The sequence below is a fragment of the Trichocoleus sp. FACHB-591 genome (genome assembly GCF_014695845.1).
Lineage (GTDB): Bacteria > Cyanobacteriota > Cyanobacteriia > FACHB-46 > FACHB-46 > Trichocoleus.
Genome location: NZ_JACJPA010000109.1, coordinates 81,387 through 101,458, shown reverse-complemented (window position 1 = coordinate 101,458; position 20,072 = coordinate 81,387). Strand labels below are relative to the sequence as shown.

15 protein-coding genes are annotated in these 20,072 nt (G+C 51.3%); 7 read left to right on the top strand and 8 right to left on the bottom strand.

What is annotated here, in order from left to right; all coding sequences use genetic code 11:
- Nucleotides 1-124: 124 nt before the first annotated feature.
- The 5 genes from H6F90_RS23300 to H6F90_RS23280 all read left to right on the top strand — a co-directional run bounded on the left by H6F90_RS23300 (nt 125) and on the right by H6F90_RS23280 (nt 8,508).
- A complete protein-coding gene (locus H6F90_RS23300; protein WP_190554511.1) occupies nt 125-991 on the top strand; it encodes a Tab2/Atab2 family RNA-binding protein in 867 nt (288 codons plus the stop codon).
- Between the two features lie 111 nt (nt 992-1,102).
- Entirely contained in the window at nt 1,103-2,437 is a 1,335-nt protein-coding gene (locus H6F90_RS23295) for a TldD/PmbA family protein (RefSeq protein ID WP_190554510.1), read from the top strand.
- 299 nt (nt 2,438-2,736) lie between these two features.
- A complete protein-coding gene (locus H6F90_RS23290; RefSeq protein ID WP_190554509.1) occupies nt 2,737-5,355 on the top strand; it encodes a chloride channel protein in 2,619 nt (872 codons plus the stop codon).
- 226 nt (nt 5,356-5,581) lie between these two features.
- Complete coding sequence (locus H6F90_RS23285) at nt 5,582-7,624, top strand: CHASE2 domain-containing protein (protein WP_370588075.1); 2,043 nt, start codon at nt 5,582-5,584, stop codon at nt 7,622-7,624.
- Between the two features lie 83 nt (nt 7,625-7,707).
- Nucleotides 7,708-8,508 (top strand): DUF928 domain-containing protein, encoded by an 801-nt coding sequence (locus H6F90_RS23280; RefSeq protein ID WP_190554508.1) that lies wholly within the window; start codon nt 7,708-7,710, stop codon nt 8,506-8,508.
- A gap of 107 nt (nt 8,509-8,615) precedes the next feature.
- Here the strand turns inward: H6F90_RS23280 and H6F90_RS23275 are convergent, their stop codons facing one another.
- Complete coding sequence (locus tag H6F90_RS23275; RefSeq protein WP_199296119.1) at nt 8,616-10,442, bottom strand: ShlB/FhaC/HecB family hemolysin secretion/activation protein; 1,827 nt, start codon at nt 10,440-10,442, stop codon at nt 8,616-8,618.
- A 170-nt stretch (nt 10,443-10,612) separates the two neighbouring features.
- Between H6F90_RS23275 and H6F90_RS23270 the strand changes: the two genes are divergently transcribed.
- Nucleotides 10,613-11,545, top strand: coding sequence for a DUF928 domain-containing protein (locus H6F90_RS23270; protein WP_190554507.1), 933 nt, complete (start codon nt 10,613-10,615; stop codon nt 11,543-11,545).
- A gap of 51 nt (nt 11,546-11,596) precedes the next feature.
- On the opposite strand, the gene H6F90_RS23265 is transcribed toward H6F90_RS23270, so the two are convergent.
- The 5 genes from H6F90_RS23265 to H6F90_RS23245 all read right to left on the bottom strand — a co-directional run bounded on the left by H6F90_RS23265 (nt 11,597) and on the right by H6F90_RS23245 (nt 17,255).
- A complete protein-coding gene (locus H6F90_RS23265; RefSeq protein WP_190554506.1) occupies nt 11,597-12,778 on the bottom strand; it encodes an RtcB family protein in 1,182 nt (393 codons plus the stop codon).
- Nucleotides 12,779-12,955: 177 nt separating this feature from the next.
- Nucleotides 12,956-14,122 (bottom strand): DNA double-strand break repair nuclease NurA, encoded by a 1,167-nt coding sequence (locus H6F90_RS23260; protein WP_190554505.1) that lies wholly within the window; start codon nt 14,120-14,122, stop codon nt 12,956-12,958.
- Between the two features lie 53 nt (nt 14,123-14,175).
- A complete protein-coding gene (locus H6F90_RS23255) occupies nt 14,176-14,934 on the bottom strand; it encodes an HAD-IA family hydrolase (RefSeq protein WP_190554504.1) in 759 nt (252 codons plus the stop codon).
- Nucleotides 14,935-15,002: 68 nt separating this feature from the next.
- Nucleotides 15,003-15,854, bottom strand: coding sequence for a pentapeptide repeat-containing protein (locus tag H6F90_RS23250; RefSeq protein ID WP_190431838.1), 852 nt, complete (start codon nt 15,852-15,854; stop codon nt 15,003-15,005).
- A gap of 201 nt (nt 15,855-16,055) precedes the next feature.
- Complete coding sequence (locus tag H6F90_RS23245; RefSeq protein WP_190554503.1) at nt 16,056-17,255, bottom strand: NAD(P)/FAD-dependent oxidoreductase; 1,200 nt, start codon at nt 17,253-17,255, stop codon at nt 16,056-16,058.
- A gap of 117 nt (nt 17,256-17,372) precedes the next feature.
- Here H6F90_RS23245 and H6F90_RS23240 point away from each other — a divergent pair, with 117 nt between their 5' ends.
- Complete coding sequence (locus tag H6F90_RS23240) at nt 17,373-18,050, top strand: acetoacetate decarboxylase family protein (protein ID WP_199296118.1); 678 nt, start codon at nt 17,373-17,375, stop codon at nt 18,048-18,050.
- On the opposite strand, the gene H6F90_RS23235 is transcribed toward H6F90_RS23240, so the two are convergent.
- Nucleotides 18,040-19,740: a phospholipase D-like domain-containing protein gene (locus H6F90_RS23235; protein WP_242024600.1), complete on the bottom strand. Its 1,701-nt coding sequence runs from the start codon at nt 19,738-19,740 to the stop codon at nt 18,040-18,042. The two genes, H6F90_RS23240 and H6F90_RS23235, sit on opposite strands and share 11 nt — an antisense overlap.
- Nucleotides 19,741-19,815: 75 nt before the next feature.
- Complete coding sequence (locus H6F90_RS23230) at nt 19,816-20,025, bottom strand: hypothetical protein (protein ID WP_190554501.1); 210 nt, start codon at nt 20,023-20,025, stop codon at nt 19,816-19,818.
- Between the last annotated feature and the right edge of the window lie 47 nt (nt 20,026-20,072).

Sequence of the window (20,072 nt, the reverse complement as noted above, 5' to 3'; positions counted from 1 at the left end):
AAAAGCTGCATTAGGCGATCGCCCTCCCTATAGTTGTCGTGCCTCTAAGAGCCAGCGTCACCGATACTGGTAATGGGGCAGATAGTTTGGTTCTGCTCTGGCTCAATGATTTACGTGTGGTTGTATGGGTATCGTCTGGGAATTAGATTTTTATTCACGTCCGATTCTGGACGAAAGTGGCAAAAAACTGTGGGAAGTGCTGGTCTGTGAAAGTCCCTTGGAGGCAGGCCAAAAGCCCGCAACCCTCTTTCGCTATGCCCAGTATTGTCCCAGTACCCAGGTAAACTCCCTGTGGTTGCAGGAAGCATTGCAAAACGCGATCGCCCAAGCGCCTCAACCCCCGAATGAGATTCGTTTCTTTCGTCGTCAGATGACGAACATGATCAACAAAGCCTGTGAAGATTTAGGCATTGCTTGTGAAGTCAGCCGCCGCACCTTTGCACTCAATCATTGGTTGCAAGAGCGAGAGCAGATTGTCTACCCCGATCAACCAGGATTCCAACCAGGAGCGAATCCGTCAGTTAGTTACGAAACCACCACTCCGCAACCGTTACCCGATGCGCTAATCGGCCAGCAGTGGGCTTTTGTCACCTTAGAAGCTAGCGCTTTTGCGGAAATGGCAGAGTGGGAAATTGCCTTTACAAGGGCTTTTCCGCTAGAAATTCTGAAACTAGCCCCTGATACCAAAATTCCAGGACTGATCATTTTTTCGCATAGAGCCTTAGCCTTGGCGGGTTGGATGTCTGGTTTAGAGTTGGCCTTCCTTAAAATGGATACCAGCACCACTAAACCAAGATTGTTGCTCGACACAGGCTTAAGCGATCGCTGGATTTTAGCCAATCTCACCACGCCACAACTGCAAGCAGAAGCGCAAGGATTCGAGCAAGCCAAACAAGCCGCGCAGCAAGTGCATTTTGTGGCGGTGCAGTCTGATCCGGAAGCCGAATCTTTTGCGGGATTTTGGTTATTGCAGGAACTAAATCTGGCTTAAATTGGGTTCCAAACTAGCGTAAAGTGATCCCAGGTGGATGAAGTGACGCGATTAATTGAGTCATGTAATCTCCGCCTGCTTCCCCGTTAGCTTCACTCGTCCACAGATTTTATGGGTCTTGACGAACTACAGCCAGAGATGCCAGCAGAACAACTGTTGGAGCTAGCCGCCCGCGCAGGTGCCGAAGCAGCGGAAGTGTTTCAATCGCGATCGCTTTCCCGTCCTGTTTTCTTTGAAGCCAATCGCCTCAAGCAGCTAGAGAGTACTCAGTCTGAAGGTACGGCGTTACGCCTTTGGCAAGATGGCCGTCCTGGGTTAGCCGTAGCCTATGGTCCTGTAGAGCCACAAGCCTTGGTAGACCGAGCCTTGGCGCTCAGCCAACTAAATGAGCCAGAGGCAATCGAGCTAACGACAGGCTCTAAAGTGTTTTACCCAGATGTAGGGGAGGCGATCGCCGTTGAGCAACTCGTGGGTTGGGGTAAGGAAGCGATCGCCTTAGTCCGGGAGGCTTACCCAGAAAGTCTCTGTACCGCTGAGTGGGAGTGCGAAGCTGAGAGCACCCGGTTGCTCAACTCAGAAGGATTGGATTTTAGCTATACCGACACTACCCTAAGTTGCTTTTTGTCGGCTGAGTGGATTCGCGGTGACGATTTTCTTAGCGTCTCAGATGGGCAAATCCAACGTGGCAATTTAGACCCAGTCGCTTTGGCCCAGGAAGTGTTGCAACGCTTGGAGTGGGCCAAAGAAAATGTGCCAACCCCTAGCGGTCGGGTACCAATCCTATTCACCTCCAAAGCCGCCGACATGATTTGGGGCACGGTGCAAGCGGCACTGAGCGGTAAGCAGGTAATTGAGCGGGCCTCTCCTTGGAGCGATCGCTTGGGCGAACAAGTGATTTCCGATGCGCTAACCATTTCTCAGCATCCCAGTCGCGGTCCCTTTAGCTGCCCCTTTGACGATGAAGGCACACCGACTCGGCCTCTGGTTTTCATCCAAGACGGAGTGTTGCAATTGTTCTATACCGATCGCACCAGTGGGCGCTTGCTGGGGAGCGGAACGACAGGCAATGGCTTCCGTCCTGGTTTAGGCAGTTATCCCACACCCGGTTTGTTCAACTTGTTGATTGAACCCAGTGCGATGATGGCTAGCGCGACTGCCAACAAGTCTCTCCTAGATTTAATCGCCAGCCTCGATGAAGGATTGGTGCTCGATCAGATGTTGGGAGGTGGCGCGGGGATTTCTGGGGACTTCTCAGTGAATGTGGATTTAGGCTACCGCGTCAAGCAGGGGCAGATTGTGGGCCGTGTCAAGGACACGATGATTTCTGGCAATGTCTACACAGCCTTGAACCAACTGGTAGATATTGGCAGTGATGCTGACTGGAATGGTGCTTGCTATACCCCTTCTTTGATTGTGGAAGGGCTGTCTGTGACGGGGCGGCACTAGGCCATGAGGCCAAAATCAAGCGATCGCTGCTCTGACTGATGTCGTTCACTCGCTAGTTCAATTTTAAGGATCTGGGAAACTTGGATGCAGTTTGAGTAAAGCGCTGATGCAAGTTGCTCAAAGAGGAATCTATCGACAGCAATTTTCCGTCCGATACTGAGATCTAGTGATTGCTGGGTGGGCTCTTGGCATCATTCAGGCTTAATTTGCTGTTTACCTATTGCGCATTAGGCAAACATGACATCGCCCCAGCGTGATGTTTGTCCAAGTCCAAGTCTTCCTATTGAGCCGTCGGCCTGATGTGGTATCTTTCCCTCCCCCAGCATCTCCGTCAATTTTTGCGCCCTAAGCGTCTGGCTATCTTTGAAGCTTGTGCGATTGGGTTGGTCTCTGCCTTAGCAGCCGTTTTGCTCAAGCAGGGGTCTGGGTGGTTGGGTGGCTGGCGCATTATAGCGGGACATACATTTCCAGCTTGGCTAGTTTTACCAACGATTGGTTTGATTGGCGGTGGTTTAACAGGCTGGTTGATTCAGCGCTTAGCCCCGGAAGCTTCTGGAAGTGGCATTCCCCAAGTCAAAGCGGCTTTGGCTTACGTGCCGATCGCCCTAAATTTACGGGTGGCATTGGTCAAGCTGGTGACCACTATGTTGTCGCTGGGGTCTGGATTAACCTTGGGACGGCAGGGGCCGACGGTGCAAGTGGGAGCAGCTTTGGCCGCGCAGTTTAGTCGTTGGGTGCCTACCTCTCCCGACTACCAACGCCAGTTACTAGCGGCAGGAGCGGCAGCAGGTTTGGCAGCTGGGTTTAACGCCCCGATCGCGGGGGTGATCTTTGTCGTGGAGGAACTGCTGCAAGATGTGTCTAACCTGACGCTGGGCACAGCAATTCTGGCTTCCTTTGTGGGTGGGGTGGTGTCTCGCTTACTAGGGGGGCATGGGTTGAATATGATCCTGACAACCTCGAATGCCAAATTTTCTCTGGCAGAAATTCCTCTGTTTCTACTGTTGGGGGTCTTAGCAGGGTTATTGGGCGCATTATTCTGTAAAGGAATTTTTGTCAGCTTAGATCTAAACCGGAAGTTGCTGCGCACAGGTGGATTACCGGTACGAATCGGTTTGGCTGGGCTGCTGTCGGGTCTGGTTCTAGCTTTTTTGCCCGCTTCTCTGCGCGACAACACTGGGCTGCAAGAGTTTCTGGTGACAGGGGGAGCGGGGTGGCAAATCACGGCCCTGGCGTTTGTAACCAAATTCTTGCTGACTTTGGTGGCTTACGGTTCTGGGGCACCCGGTGGCTTATTTGCGCCATCGCTAATTCTTGGCTCAGCCTTGGGGTATTTGGTGAGCCTTGGTGCCGAAGCTCTACAGACGGCGTTAGGAGTCCCACCTGATTTGGCGATCGCGATTGGTTCCCCGACCACCTACGCCTTAACCGGAATGGGGGCTTTCTTTAGTGCTGTGACTCGCGGCCCCATTACCGCGATCGTGATTGTGTTTGAGATGACCACCGATTTTAATTTGGTGCTGCCGCTGATGATGGGGTCGGTGGTGGCTTACTTGGTGGCAGAAGCGATCGCCAGTGGCTCGATTTACAAGCGGCTCTTAGCTTGGAATGGCATTTATTTGGAGCAGGAAGCCCCCATCGAAGGCCGTTTATCTGGTTTGACGGCAGCCGATATTATGCAGAGACGGGTGGAAACGCTGTCGAGTCAGATGATTTTAGAAGAAGTGGTGCAAGCATTTTCGCGATCGCATCATCGTGGCTTCCCAGTGGTGGATCAAGGAAAGTTAGTGGGCATCGTCACTCAAACAGATTTGGGCAATATTGCTCAGCAGCAACTATCTGAGACCATGCCGCTCCGCGCCTTAATGACGCCGCAGCCTGTTACCGTCAACCCGAAAGATCCGCTGTCTCATGTGCTGTACTTGCTCAACAGCTACAAAATCAGTCGTTTGCCTGTGACGGAAGGCCGCAAGCTGGTGGGCATTATTACGCGAGCCGATATCATTCGGGCGCAATCGGATCAACTGAGTGGTAAGACGGAGCAGTTGGGGCCGCAACCGGAAGCGTCCTATGTAGTGTACCAAACGCGATCGCCTGCCTTGGGTCGGGGGCGCTTGTTGTTGCCCTTGAGCAATCCTCAAACCGCAGCTTCTCTGATTCGCCTGGCTACTGCCATTGCCCGCGATCGCAACTTAGAAATTGAATGTCTGCAAGTAGTACTCATTCCCCGCAGTAATTCTCCGGCAGAAACTGCTGTCAGCACTGCCAAGAGTCGGCGATTGTTACGGCAGGCAGAAAACTTGGGCCGAGCTTGGCAGATTCCAGTCCATACCCAAATTCGTGTGGCCCATGATGTATCGCAAGCAATTCTAGAAACCATTAAAGACCGTCATATTGACCTAATCTTAATGGGCTGGAAAGGCACCACTGCGACTCCAGGGCGAGTGTTTGGGGGAGCTGTCGATACTGTAATCCGCCAAGCCTCTTGTGATGTCGTCCTAGCCAGACTGCGTGGCACCGAAACTTTTAATCGCTGGCTCGTGCCGATCGCGGGTGGACCGAATGCTCAATATGCGGTGCAACTGCTACCCGCTCTTACGTCTCTCGGAGAAACACCGCTGGTTAAACTTTGTCAGGTGTTTGAGCCAAACCAGCAAGAACCAAATACCGCCATCCTCGACCAAGCGGCGCGATCGCTGGATCGTCGCCTGGCGACTCCCGTTATCGTGACTCCGGTTTGGGGCGCTTCGGTGTCTGAGGCGGTGGTGAAGTTGGCCCAGAAAGAACGCTGCGATGTCATTGCCTTAGGAGCCAGTCGGGAAGGCATGTTGCAACAAGCAATTAAAGGTAACATTCCCGAAGCGATCGCCCGCAATAGTCAATGCACCGTGATCCTGGTGCGTCGTGCGATCGCCTAAATTTAGCCCAGCAGGATCATGCTCATAGGTGAAGCCGCATGGTTAAAAAATTGACTTACTTAAGTAGATGAAGTCTTTTGCCGATTAAGCCATTGGGGCATGGTTGTTTCAGCGAACTCTGGGTTTACTAAACTATCAGAGTCAGCAGCTCAGGGATGGGTGCAGGTTGTAGCTTGTAGTGTATCAATACCAATGAGTTGAGTTGATTAACTAGCCGAGAACTTCTGTGATCCTCAAATTTCCTCCTGCGCTTCGGATTGAGTGGTCAGATTTAACGGGTGTGCCAGTCGTGGCGATCGCCAGTCTTGTCGTAACTGGATTAGTGCTGAGTGTGCGCCCTATGAGAGGGTTGCAATCTCTAGAACTTGTGGCGTTCGATCGCATGGTACAGCTTCGTCCCCAAGCTACCCCTGATCAGCGATTTCTAGTGGTTGCCATTAGCGAAACAGACTTAAAGAAGCAGCAGCGATGGCCGATCTCCGATCAAGTGCTGGCGCAGGCTTTAGCGAATTTGCAAAAAGCCAAACCCCGAGTCATTGGCTTAGATCTGTACCGCAATTTTCCGCAAGAACCGGGTTGGAAATTGCTGACTCAGCAGTTTAAAGCGCCCAATCTGATTGCGATTACCAATATTGGTGATACAGAGAGTGGCGGTACGCCGCCTCCGATGGTGGTACCGAGCGATCGCGTGGGCTTCAACGATGTAGTGACTGATGCTGATGGCGTCATTCGCCGCAACTTCATGTTTGGCAATACAGAAACCACAGAGCTGTACTCCTTTTCCCTCCGGGTGGCTCAGCATTACTTGGCATCTCAGAAACAGTTGCCCCAAGCAGCTTGGAAAGACTATGGCGAGGTTCGCTGGGGCGAAGCTATATTCACACCTTTGCAAACGAATGCGGGCGGTTATCAAAATGTGGATGCAGATGCGTATCAAATTCTGTTGAATTATCGTGCTGCTCGTGATGTATCACCACAGGTTACGTTGACGCAGATCCTCGACCAGCAAGTTGATCCCGCCTTAATTAAAGACAAGATTGTCCTAATTGGTACCACCGCGCCTAGCCTTAAAGATGAATTTTTCACGCCTTATAGTTCAGCGGCTTGGGTGAATAATCCCAACATGCCAGGGGTACTAATCCATGCGCAAATGGTAAGCCAGATTTTGGATGCTGTCTCCGGCGATCGCCCGCTGTTTTGGTTTTGGCCAGAGTGGGCCGAGATTTTGTGGATTGCCAGTTGGTCGGTAGTGGGCGGTGCGGTTGCTTGGATTATGCGCCAACCGTTCACTTTAGCTCTGAGCGGCATTCTGATGCTGGGCGTGCTGACTGGCAGCACCTTTGGCATCTTCCTCCACCAAGGCTGGGTGCCTGTGATGACCCCAGCGATCGCAGCTGTCATGACGGTGGGTCTGGTAGTCAGTTACCGTGCGCAGCAAGCCCAACGCCAACAGAAAACAGTGATGACCTTGCTCGGCCAGAACACCTCGCCAGAGATTGCTGCAGCGTTGTGGAGTAGCCGCGATCGCCTGCTCAAGTCGGGCAAGCTCCCTGGACAACGGCTGACTGCGACCGTATTGTTCACTGATATTAAAGACTTCAGCACCGTCTCTGAGCAGATGTCTCCTGAGGCTTTGTTGAACTGGTTGAACGAATATCTATCTGTGATGACCCAGGAGGTGCAAACCCACCACGGCATTATTAATAAGTTCACTGGGGATGGGCTGATGGCAGTCTTTGGCGTTCCGGTGCCGCGCACTAGCGCAGCCGAAATTGCGGAAGATGCCAAGCAAGCAGTGGCTTGTGCTTTGGCTTTTGGCGATCGCCTACGGGAGTTAAATCCGGGTTGGCAAGCGCGCGGTTTACCCATTGTGCAGATGCGAGCAGGCATCTTTACAGGTCCGGTGGTTGTCGGCAGCTTGGGTGGCAAGAACCGTCTAGAGTACGGCGTGATTGGCGATAGTGTCAATATTGCATCCCGCTTAGAAAGCTGTGAAAAAGATCGCCATGTAGATTTTTGCCGTGTCTTGATTGCCCAAGAAACTTTAGAGCATTTGAATCAGCAATTTGCGGTTGAAGCTTGGGGACCACTGGCTCTTAAAGGCAAACAGCAAATGGTCGATGTCTATCGAGTCATTGGTTGGCAGACTCCAGATGTTGAGGCGATCGCTCCTGCTTTGGACAGCCCTACCCTGGCGAGCGTTGAGATCCCTCAAGAACCCTTTGTCACCCAGGTAGACATAGAAACCAAAACGGTAGATTCTCATTGAGGTAGCGGATTAGGGCAGACGAACTTGCGGATGCCGTATCTTTGCTGGTGAATCTTAAGTTATGCGACCTACGGGTGATCAGTATGCGTCGAAAACAATCTCGGACAACTTTGCTGAAAAATTGCCTAGCTCTCTCTCTAGGGTTATTTGTTTGCAGCTGGCCCACCCTCACTCTGGCTCAGAGTCAACAGCCATCAACCACTGTCAAGCGTCGTTTACCAGGTCGTCGGGTCGGTGCGGGAACTCGTGGACCTTGCACGAATCCGAAGCAGCCTTTAGTCGCCTTGATCCCCGATACTAATCTGGGGCTAACTGCTGAGAAATATCCCACTTTCTTCTGGTTCATTCCGCCCACACCAGCTCGCACGGCTGAATTTGTGCTGAACAATGAGAAGAAACAGGAAATCTACAAGACAACTCTTGCGATTACTGGGTCGCCAGGAGTCATCAACGTCACCCTGCCGGCAAATGCGACCTTACCGCCGCTAGAAGTGAACAAGAATTACTCTTGGACGTTTTCTTTAATCTGCAATCCGTCTGATCCTTCAGCCGTTGATTTTGTCCAAGGATGGGTGCAACGGGTTGGCCTCAGCCGCGATCTAGGAAATCAACTAACCAAAGCTGCTCCACGCGATCGCCCCGCCATTTATGCCAAAGAGGGCATCTGGAACGATACGCTCAAGAGCCTGAGCGAGTTACGCCGCGCCAACCCTCGCGATCGCGCCTTAACGACAGATTGGGAAACTTTGTTGAAGTCGGTGGGGTTAGACACTGTAGCTAAAGCGCCTTTAGTGCAGTGCTGCTCTCAAACTAACCGAGCTTCAGAAGATACTCGTTCTACCAGTTCCACTTCCAAACCCTCGACTTCAAGCAGTACTCGCTAGCGCTGACCGATTTTATTTGGCCCGCTGGTAGGGCGATCGCAAACTCTCCCATCCTTACTATTGGGCTGCCTTCACGATGGTCGGCAACCCTTGGTAAAGCGGATCAGTTAAGGACGAATCACCACACTGAAGTAGAAGGCTTCATCTTGGGCGTTCTGGCCGCGATCGCTCAAGTCCACTAGAGGGAAAGCATAATCCAGGCGGATGTTCAGACCTGCGACAGGTCGCCACAATAGTCCTACCCCTGCGCCCGCTAAAAATCGCTCATCGTTGATTTCGTTGGGATTTCTGGCATTGTTCCACACCGCTCCTAAGTCAAAGAAAGGTGCTAGCTGGAGAATCGGCAATCCTGCTTCGTTCCGCTGCAAAGCAATCCGATCTTCCAGCGAGAAACGCACCCCGTTGTCCCCAGAGCGGGCATTTTGGCGGAACCCCCGCACCGACTGCCCGCCGCCAATCACAAACTGCTGTGAGGGCAAGAGACTATCGGGCGTAAGTTGCAAATCTAGTTGAGCAATCAGCAAATTATCCGTGCCGAGAGCTTGAACCCGCTGAGCCTGACCTAACCAGCTAAAGAACCGCCCATCAGGAATCGGATCGGGATTGGTGGTGACATCAAACACATCTACCCCCACATTAAACTGCGATCGCAAGGCCCAGGCACCCGTTGGATCACGTTTGACGTAATCTTGACCAAACTTGATCACACTGGTACGGCTAACACCATTGGGGCCAGCCCCAATCACAAACGGATTAGGAATGTCGTTGAACAGAAAAGTTTGCCCGTCTTGGAAGGTAAAGCCTAAGGAGAGGGCCAATTCTTCGCGGGGCGATCGCACTAGCGGTTGACGATAGCTAATCTCGTACAACTCTGAGCTGCCGCGAATGCCCAGTTTCGAAAACTCTGGATCGGTAATCTTGTAGTCATTGGGAGCAGCCCGCAACTGAATAGTCCCATTCATGGCATTAATTGGGACTCGGTAGCTGAAGTCATACAACTCAGCACCCCCCGTGGTAGACACATAGTAAGCCCCCGCAAGTTGATCGCCGAGTCCAGTTAGGTTGCGATGCACTGCACTCACGCCTAGACGCTCAGACCCCACACTCGGTGGGGAATAGTTGTCGGCGCTGAGGTAAAAATCAAACGGGTTTGCTTCCGTAACCCGAACGGTCAAAATGCTTTGGCCAAGCTGTTCACCCGCCCGTAAACTCGCTTCGACGTTCTTAAACAGAGGATCAGTTTTGAGCAGGCGCAATTGGTCTTCTAGATCGTCTTTCCTCAGCGGCGTTTTGGCTCCCAACTGAATGCGATCGCGAATGTAACCTGTATTAACTCGGCGATTGCCTTCGACTTCAATCCGCTCCAAGCTACCTTCAATCACACGAATCCTAACGACGCCATCTGTAATCGTTTGATCGACCAAGATGGCGCGGGATGTGATGTAGCCTCGGTTGAGATAAAGCTGCGTGATGGCATCCGCTACTGTCCGCAGTTCCTCCAGCGTTAAAGAACGTCCTTCGTAAGGCTGCACGATCGAGTCCAGTTCCCGTGGCTCAAAAATCGTACTGCCAATCACTTCAATTTCTTTAACTGGAATCGTGACATCAGGCTGGGCGGGAGGCGTTTCTGGGGTAGGCGTGGGTAAGATTGGCTGTTCTTCTTCCGTAGGAGCAGGAGCTGGCAGGGTTGGTTGGGGTTGCAGGAAGCGGTCCTGATTTGGGTCAGGCTGCGGATTACTAGGCGGCGTAGGCACAGCTTGAGCAACTTGATGATTCAGCCCTGGATCAACAGGGAGTGTAGTGACACTAGCCCAAGCTGAATTGGGGTTGAGCTGAATCGGTACTGCCAAGGTCGAGACTAACAGCCCTAAAACCTGGGTTTTAGAGGCGATCGCTTGTCCTTGTTCAAAAAACTGCCAAAAAATTTTTCTCACACTCTACCCCAATCGTTGCTGCTGCCGCACAATTTGCTGCCCTCTATTCTACGGTCCAAATTTTATTGATCAGTATCATTAAGGCCAGCGAAAAGATTGTATGTCAGCTGCGTTTAATCTTGAATCTTGAGCGAGAGACTTACAATTGGGGCAACCCTCGTCATCAATGAGTGGCAGTTTTTGCTGTGTCTCCCGGTGTGGCTTTAAGCCTGCGGGATGCTACTGCTGAATCAATCCACAAGAGTTTTTCTATGCTTCAAGTTAATATTTCCAAAACTTTTATCGCTGCTGGCCTAATGATCGGTTTGTTTGGCTGGGTGGAAAGCAGCTTTTCGTCAGCCTCAGCCTCAGCACTGCAATTTAGAGCCACTGGTCGCAAACTACCAGGTCGGCGAGTCGGAGCGGGGACCAGAGCATTTGTGTCACCCCGGTTGGAAGCTCCTAGAACGCGTGGAACTTTACCCGCGCCTAGGATACCAGGCCGACGGCAGGGAGCCGGCTCACGAGGGAATGGGACAGGCGAATGCTTGCCAGCGAATTCTGGCCCGTTAGTGGCTTTGTTACCCGCTACCAATTTGGGCTTGACGACCGCAGCTTATCCCCAATTTTTCTGGTCTTTGCCAGCAAGCAATGCGTCTTTAGTAGAGTTTGCTCTTTATGACGTAGATGCCAAGCGAGTGAACCGCAACTTGATATACAAAACCACCTTTAGCATTACGGGTGAAGCAGGAATTGCCAGCCTCAGCTTACCAACAGATGTAAATCTGCCTCCCTTAAAGTCGGGGCAAGACTATCGCTGGTCTGTGTCTCTCATTTGCAATCCGGGCGATCGCACCCAAGATGTAACAGTGGATGGTTGGGTACAGCGTGTGACTCCTAGCTCAACTGTGAATCAACAATTAAAGCAGGCCGACCCTCGCGATCGCCCTGCTGTCTATGCCCAAAATGGCATTTGGTTTAATACGATTGAAACGCTGCTAGACCAACGCTGTGATCGTCCCAAAGATGCTGCTTTAATTGCTAGTTGGAACGAGCTAATCAAGTCGGTGGAACTGGAGGCGATCGCCAATCGACCACTCATCTGTGTAAAGGATGAGGGATAAACGCGCTCCTAATCGGGTTAGAGAGGGCGATCGCTCCCTAGTAATCTGGGTTTAGCCTTTGACGCAAACCACTTGCTTCAGCGTGGCTACAACTTCAACCAAGTCTGACTGGTTAGCCATAACTTGCTCGATAGATTTGTAAGCGGCGGGAATTTCATCTAGCACGCCTGCGTCTTTGCGGCACTCGACGCCATCCGTTTGCTGGATTAGGTCATCCAAGGAAAACTGTAACTTGGCTTTATTTCGAGACATGGTTCGTCCTGCACCGTGGCTGCAAGAGCAGTAGCTTTCGGCATTGCCCTTGCCTTTGACAATGAAGGACTTGGCTCCCATAGAGCCAGGAATAATGCCGTAGTCCTCACTCCGGGCGCGCACGGCTCCCTTGCGAGTGACGTAGACTTCTTCGCCGAAGTGCACTTCTTTCTCGGCATAGTTGTGGTGACAATTCACGGATAGCAGCGCCTTAGTGGGTTTGCCCCCAGCCAAATGCTTTTCCACCACTCGCTTGAACCGTGCCATCATTACATCTCGGTTGAAGCGGGCGTAACCTTGAGCCCACTGCAAATCGTGCCAATAAGCCGCAAACTCAGGTGTACCAGCGACAAAGTAGGCCAAATCAGGATCAGGCAAGCGATTGTCTGCTAGTTTGGCAAGTTCTTTCGCAGTACCAATGTGGTTTTGGGCCAGCATGTTGCCGATGTTGCGAGAGCCAGAATGCAGCATCAGCCATACTTGCTCCTCAGCATCCACACAAACTTCCAGAAAGTGATTACCGCCACCGAGAGAACCCATTTGCTTCATGGCTTTGCTTTCTAGGCGTTGCACCCCAGAATGCAAGTCTTTGAACTCACGCCAGCCTTGCCAGTTGAGCACGGTTTTGTCGGTTTCTTTGTTTTCATGGAAACCAACCGGAATCGCAGCTTCAATGTCTAGCCGAATTTGCTTGAGCTTGCCTTCTAGCTGGCTGGCAGTAAAGGGAGTTTTGACGGCACACATACCACAGCCGACATCTACTCCCACTGCTGCTGGCACGATCGCCTCTTTAGTTGCAACCACAGACCCCACTAAGGCTCCTTTGCCCAAATGCACATCAGGCATCAGAGCAACATGCTTGAACACAAATGGCAAAGACGCCACGTTCTTAGCCATTTTGGTTTCATCGGCTCCGAGGGAATGGTTAGCCCAAGACAAAACAGGCTTAGGGGTAGAAATTTCTAATTTTTCGTAAGGCATAAACGTTTGCCTCCTCAAGTAAATAGGGCTAACTCCCGAAGCAAAGCTGGAGTATCTGTATTATTTATACTACAAGTGTAATACAAGATGTCAAGTGTTGGTGACTAGCACTCTGAAAATCCTGAATCTTCTCGCTCTAAAGATGGGTGACTAGAGATGAGTGGCGATCGCGCTGTTTTAACGACGGCGGGCTTTACTCACCATCTTGCGAGATAAGCGCAGATTCAATTCTTCCTTTTCTGCCCAGTCTTGGAAAATCCGATAAAACGTATGGCGATCTTCTGCTTGTAGTACAGCGGTTTGGTCAGCAGTTTCAATCACATAAGGGTAGCCGTTGCCAATGACGACTTCACCTCGTACCCAATCTAAAACGCGATCGACAATGCCTGCTTCGTACATCCAAACGGGCATTTCTAAGCGAGCGGGATAGCCATCGTGAGTGGTTTTGAGGTAGGTGAAAGCAATCTTGTCAGCATGGGCTTGATATTGACCCAAAATCCCCGATCGCTGACAGAGAAACAGGGGAGTGCGATCGCCCCAACTCATAAACTTGCTGAGCAACTGGGCATCGTGAATTGCATTTGCTTCTGGTAACTTAAAGCCCTGCTGCAACATCACCGTCAAGTCGCGCGCGTAAGAAGTGTCGATGTAAGCGACCAGCGGCACTCGATAATCTTCGCTAGTTTGCAGCAGTTCCAGAAGACAATCGACATAGAACGCGCGGGTGTCTGGGTCGAAGGCTTCGGCGAACGTCGCAATTAGAGAACCATCAAAAAAGACTAAACAGTCATTGCAGTTTTTGTGTTCCTGCATGTACTGGATCAGTCGCTGCGTCTCCATCTCAAACCGTCGCATATTCACGCGGCGATCGACAGGCTCTCCACTATGGTTCACCTTGAGTTCAGCCGGAGTCATTACATCCAGAGCTACATCCTTCTCATAGGTGCCGCTGGGCAGATGTAAATTCTCGAACCAACCAATCTGCACAAGAGCAACTGGAATTGAGAAATCCTTGGTGGGGAAAATCTGGGAACCATCCACAGCAAAGGTGGCAATCCCAATCAAGCGATCGCGCACCCAACTCAAACTTTGCTCGCGGTTCTGCCAGACCAAATTTGAGGGAATCACCCAATTCAGGAAATTCCCTACAGGTTCGAGTGGTCTAGCTCCTACTGCGCGAGCAGCGCCTAACATCTGCTCAAGTTCTACTGCTGTTTTCTGAGATGCCTTTGCTAAAGCAGCACGATACTTTTGTAAGGCATGCAAGGCTGTTTGGTCGAAGGTTTTGAAGTCAGCTTGCTTGGCTTGCAGGAGGGCAAGGACTTGAGCAGATTTGAGAGCCATGATTGTCAGTCAGTAGTATCAGAGACAGGCCACAGAAAAAGTAGGAAGTTGAGTTACCGAGTGATCAATTCGCTTAATTCACTTAGGTTGCGAATCGCTCGTGGTTGGGGGTCAGGCGTAAGCATGGTAGGTGAAGGGGAGGGGTAACTACGAATCGGGACTGATTTGTCGTTACGGTTTAACCATATGCCTTGTAGTCCAACGGCTTGCGCTGCTTCATAGTCTTCTTGATAACTGTCGCCAATATGCCAAGCGGCGATCGCTTTACAGTGATGTTTTTCCAAACCCGCCGCAAAAATAGCGGGGGTAGGTTTAGCAGCACCCACCTCCGTAGAGATGGTAATCGAGGTAAAAAATTTTGCTAGATCGAGCGCATCTAATACAGAATACAACCGAGAGTCAAAATTAGACAGTATCCCCAACTCAATCCCTTGCGATCGCCATTCTTCTAGAACCAGCGGCACTTCTGGATACACATACCACGGGTTGGGCGTCTCAAAGTAGGCATAAAGCTCCTTAAAAAAGGTGGCAAAATCTGAGAATTGTTGCAGAACGCCAGCTTGGGCAAAGGTTTCTTGGGCGATCGCCTGCCACCATTCAAACTCTAGAACTGGAATTTCACTCGGCTCAGCACTCGGAAAAGCCGCTGGCTCACTCCGCCGAAAACTCTGACCAAAGGCGAGATTCAAATCAGCCTCAGATACTTCTACACCAAATTGCCGGGCGAGTTGGCTGTAAATAGCCCCAACACTCCCCTGGATGCCAAATAAAGTCCCCACGGCATCCAAAAAAATTACTCTAGGTCGCTCCATCACAGGCAAATTAGGGTGTTAGTAACCAATACGCTGCTGACGACCTTAACGCATTGGTTTTACATTCATCAACTATGAATGGTGTTGTTGGGCATGATCGCGCCCCGTAAATCTGTACCCATCAGGTTAGCGGTACTCAAATCTGTTTCACTGAGGTTCGTGCCACGTAGGTTAGCGCCACTGAGCACTGCTCCCGTCAAATTGGTTTTGATCAGCTTGGCCATGGCAAGATCGGCTTTGCTGAGATTCACCTCAGTTAGATCCGCATGTCCTAAATCAGCCCTGCCCAAGTCTGCACCCCGCAGCTTAGCTCCTCTCAAATTCGCTCCCCACAGGTTAGCACTGCTCAAGATGGCTTCGCTTAAAATTGCATCTGCTAAGTTAGCACCCGACAGCACTGCTCCGTTTAAGTTAGCGCCACTCAAGTTTGCGCAACTCAAATCACCACTGACGGTAGCACCACAAAGATAGGCACCTCTGAGGTTGGCACCGCTGAGGTCAATTTCCTGCAAGAGTGCTTCACACAAGTTGGCCCCCCAAAGATTCGCCTCATTGAGATTGGCCCCATTCAAGTTGACACCATTTAAGTTGGCTTTACTCAAAATTGCCTTGCTCAAGTTGCAGCCGCTCAGGTTAGCCCGATTGAGTAAGGCCCAGCGGAGATTAGCGCTACTGAGGTTAGCGCGACTTAAATTAATTCCTTGCAGGTTGGCACCGCTTAAGTCAACCTCATCTAAATTCGCCCCGCTCAGATCGGATTGGGTCAGGTTAAGCCCTTGCAAATTCGCCCCACTCAAATCTGATTTGCTGAAGTTAATGCCGCTAAGGCTGGCTTTGCTTAAATTAATACCCCACAGGTCGGTTTTGCTAAAATCCCGTTCCCCTGCCGCATAACGCCTCAGAAGCTCAGCAGCATTCATATTCGTCTACCTCTCGATACCGTTAGCCATTAAATTCAGCTGGGGCGCTTCAGCAAAAGACCCTGTGTGGGTCAGGGAAACAATTCCTGATTCTGATATTGGCCAGGGAGCACGCCTGATACTAGTCCTAATGTTCCCAAGCTATAGGACAATTTGCTATCCGTGCGATCTCGCAATAACAGGCACCTTGGGTTGAACTACCTATGAGGATGGGGTTAACCACTCCAAAATTGGACTCGCGATCCAGTTCATACCCACTTTCAACTGGTGCTCTAGGGTGGGTAAACGGTAGAGGTAAGCTAAGCGACGAGCTAGATGAGCGAAACTTCCTTCTAGTTTAAGGCCCATGCCGGTGAAGGTGGCGTTGTCAGTTCCTAGGGTCATCACTTCGCCCAACTGCTGGTACCGGAAGGGTAGAAGTGGTCGTCCGGTAATCGAGGCCCAAAGATTCCAACTAGTATAATCAGCTTGCTGAAAAGCAGCTTGAGCCGTGGCAGGAACTTGCTTGCCCTCGGCATCCCGGCAATCGGCTAAATCACCCAGAGCAAAAATGTTGGCATGATCAACCACTTGCAGCGTCGGAGTTGTGACAAGCTGGCCCCGCTGATTTTGCTTCAGAGATAGAGATCGCACGACAGGATTAATGCGAGTGCCAACCGTCCACAACACCAACTCGACGGGAAGGGTATCAACTTGCCCTTTGTACTCCAGCGAAATTGTTTCTGGTCCCAATGACTCGACTTTGGTATCTAAATCTAACCAAACGCCTCGTTCTTCCAAAGCTTTCTGAGCAGCTTCTCGGTTGAACTCTGGCGAAGTTCGGAGAATTTGATCGGCTTGTTCTACGAGGCGCAACCGACCGCGATCGCCTAAACGATCAGCGAGTTTGCAAGCCAATTCCACGCCGCTATAGCCTGCCCCCACGATCGCGATCCGAATCCTATCGGCTTCTGAGGCTTCTAAGAGGCGTAATCTTTCTTCGAGTGTGTAAGCATCTGCGAGGGCGCGAAATGGCAAGGCATACTCACCGGCACCAGGTACTAGATCCAAGGGAGTTTCACCCCCTAAGGCTACAACTAGATAGTCGTAGCTAAGGGTTGGGCCGTCTTGTAGTTGCACCTGCTGCGCTTGTGTATCGATCTCAGCGATCGCGTTTTGGCAGAAGCGAATGTCTGTGTTCGCGAGCAGCTCGGTAAAGGGGGGGGCAATTTCCCAGGTTTGTAGTTCCCCCGTCACGAGTTCGTAGAGGAGGGGGGAAAACAAGAAGCGATCGCGCTGGTCTACCAGAACAATTTCAGGCTTTTCCAGCTTCGTCCAAGGCAACTGACTGAGCTTGAGGGCGGTGTAAAGCCCCCCAAAGCCGCCACCGAGAATACAAATACGGGTTGGTTGTTGGGTCATAGCTGGGAGCGCAGACGATTCTAGCAGAGCAACTTTCTACAGGATAGCAAGCCCAGCCTCTCAAGTAAGTCTGACGCGAGAGAGAGTGATTTGCCCACGGGAGTTTTTACAGTGTGATTGGTTTGCCCCTATTCACCTCAGGAGAATAACGCTGTGCCTTATCCCTCTGCGCCTTGGACACTGCGAGGCCACGCTTTGCAGACATTACATTTAGTAGATAGTGCTTCTGTGCGATCGCTGCTGCCGTCGGGTTTAGAAGTGCTGGAGCCGTGGCCTGGCAAAGCAGTCGCCAGTGTGTATCTCAGTGCTTACCAGGCGGGGTCAGTCTTGGAGTACAACGAATTGATTGTGGCGACGCTGATCCGTCAGGCTGGCAATATTGGCGGCTGGGTGACCCATATTTATGTCGATCATCCGGATTCGGTTGCAGGTGGGCGAGAAATTTGGGGATTGCCTAAAGAACTGGCAGAGTTTACTTGGGAGGCGGGTGAGACAAAGCAAGTCACGGTACGCCAAGGCGATCGCCTGCTTTGCTCATTACGTTATGAACCACCTTTCTCTCTCTGGCGGCAACCTTTTTCGGCTACTAGTTTTAGCCTGTTGGACTCAGCTTTACTCTCTTTTGCAGCCCATTTAGACACACGCTTGGGTGTGGTCAAAGGCCATTTGGAAGTCCCTGCAAATAGCCCACTGGCCCAGATTTATTTCGGGCAACCTTGGCTCACAGTGAGTCATGCAGAAATGGAGTTGCGAGTGGATGCGCCCCGAAAACGGGTGGCTAACTTTACCAAGTGACGTAAGGCTCTAAGCGATCGAGGAGTTTGGGGCCAACCCCAGACACGCGATCGAGATCGGTAAGCGAAGTAAAAGGTTTTTGCTGACGAGCTTGAATAATGCGCTGGGCCAGAGCAGGACCGACACCAGGTAAGGTTTCTAGGTCTTGCAGACTAGCAGTATTGAGGTTCACCACTGAGTTGGGTGCGGTCTGAGGCTGCGAGATTCTAGGGGTTGATGGAGCAGGCGATCGCTGGCTTTTGACCTTTGAGGTTGGCTTAGACTGGGCCTGACCTGACTGGCACTGTTTCGCTTGGGCAGTCATCTTGCGTTGTACTGCTGGAGGCACCCCCAAGATGGCATTGGTGTATAGCCGCTCAAATTCTCGCTCGTAGTGAGCGGCAACCATTGGGCTTTCAACCACAACTAATGTTTCATCATTGCCTGTATTGGCAGCATCAGTCCAGTTGTGAGACCCCATAATCACAGTGGCTTGATCAACAACGCCAAACTTGTTGTGCAATAAATCTCCAGGTGGCAGGCGTGGTGCCCCCACTGTACTAATAGGGTTTTGCCAGGGATGGTTGTTGGGTTCGGTTCGGCACTTGTCTTTGAGTTCAACGCCCAGCATGTCTAAGGCTTCGCTATAGGAACGGTAGGCAAAACTAGGATCGATGACAGCCTGTACCTGTACACCTCGTTCATGATTAGTTTCTAAGACATTCGCTAAACGCTGCTCGGAAAACACAAACAAAGCCAGATTCACCGATCGCTGAGCTGCACCCAAGGTTTTGCCAATTAGCCCGCTCCCACTTTGACTCCAGGGACGGGAGGGACTGGTAGGCGAGAACTGCACTGTAACTGATGTGCTGCCAAGCACAACTGTTTGGGGAGAACGATAGGGCTTTTGTAGGCCAAACTTGCTATCGGGCTTACCTCCAGGGCCATCTCCCCACATAGTGTTGAATTCTTGGGTGAATAAGCTAGCTAATTCGGCGCTGGGAATCCGCAACATGTTGTTGGCGTTGCCTTGACTGGCAGGGCGAGAGAAATCGCCATGAATATCACTAGTTGTGAAATTGGCCGAAGTGATGATTAGGCGTTGTCCATCCACTACGACAAATTTATGGTGCATCAAGTCACTGCCAGCAGAGCCGTTGGCGGTGTCATCAATCCAAGGCACCTGCGCTTGCCGCAACATGACTAAAGTGTCGCCTTGGTTGATTTCCTCTGGGGTAAGTTTGCCGTCCTGGTCTTGGTCTGCGAGCTTTTGGTATTCCTCATAGCGGCTGCGCTCTCGTTCGGGCAGCTTCTCTAGTTCAGCTTCGGTGATCGCGCTCCAAGGTTGGCTATAGGTGTTTTCTAGAATCACCCTTACCTTTACGCCTGCTTTTTGGCGATCGATCAAGGCTTGGGCAATCTTGGGTAACCGCAGCTCTTGAACGGCAACATCTACGGTAGATTGCGCTGAGGCGATCGCGTCAATAATTTGCTGCTCTAGGTTATCGCCAGGGCGAGTTTGCTGGCGGTAAGGCTCGGTGTATTTGGCAGCAGGTTCGTGATTGAAGTAAGCCTGAACTAACGGATCTTGGGGCAGGGGTGCAGGTGCAGATTGCTGTGGCTGAGACTGCACTTGTTGGCAAGCAGTTAGGCTTAAAATTAGCAGTAGACTGAGGTAAAAACGCGATCGCAAGGAAACCGGAAAAAGCAAAATAGCGCTCCTGACGGCAATGAGGGATGCATGTCTAGAGGTTGCCCTAGCCCATAGCATCATTACCATTAGCCGCTAATGAGGTTTCTTCGCAGCTTCCTGTAACGTCCTAATGGCGTCTTCCAGCTCACTAGCGACTCGTTCGTGATTGCCTGCGTTCAGCCAGCGCACTGCTTCATAAAGCTGAAAAATGGCTTTAACGGTAGAGTCTTGCCTCCGCTCCATGTCTTCCAGTTTCAGGAGCAAATTCTGTACACGGATTTCTAGGATCGCGTTGGTTTCCATTATCTCGGCTCCACCTGCAACTTGAGTGGTAATGTCTCGAAATCAAT

Excerpts from the sequence above, each read along its gene's own strand:
- H6F90_RS23260 (WP_190554505.1), bottom strand. The coding sequence starts at position 14,122 with ATGGCTCTCAAATCTGCTCAAGTCCTTGCCCTCCTGCAAGCCAAGCAA.
- H6F90_RS23290 (WP_190554509.1), top strand. The coding sequence starts at position 2,737 with ATGTGGTATCTTTCCCTCCCCCAGCATCTCCGTCAATTTTTGCGCCCT.
- H6F90_RS23250 (WP_190431838.1), bottom strand. The coding sequence starts at position 15,854 with ATGAATGCTGCTGAGCTTCTGAGGCGTTATGCGGCAGGGGAACGGGAT.
- H6F90_RS23245 (WP_190554503.1), bottom strand. The coding sequence starts at position 17,255 with ATGACCCAACAACCAACCCGTATTTGTATTCTCGGTGGCGGCTTTGGG.
- H6F90_RS23300 (WP_190554511.1), top strand. The coding sequence starts at position 125 with ATGGGTATCGTCTGGGAATTAGATTTTTATTCACGTCCGATTCTGGAC.
- H6F90_RS23255 (WP_190554504.1), bottom strand. The coding sequence starts at position 14,934 with ATGGAGCGACCTAGAGTAATTTTTTTGGATGCCGTGGGGACTTTATTT.
- H6F90_RS23295 (WP_190554510.1), top strand. The coding sequence starts at position 1,103 with ATGGGTCTTGACGAACTACAGCCAGAGATGCCAGCAGAACAACTGTTG.
- H6F90_RS23265 (WP_190554506.1), bottom strand. The coding sequence starts at position 12,778 with ATGCCTTACGAAAAATTAGAAATTTCTACCCCTAAGCCTGTTTTGTCT.
- H6F90_RS23280 (WP_190554508.1), top strand. The coding sequence starts at position 7,708 with ATGCGTCGAAAACAATCTCGGACAACTTTGCTGAAAAATTGCCTAGCT.
- H6F90_RS23230 (WP_190554501.1), bottom strand. The coding sequence starts at position 20,025 with ATGGAAACCAACGCGATCCTAGAAATCCGTGTACAGAATTTGCTCCTG.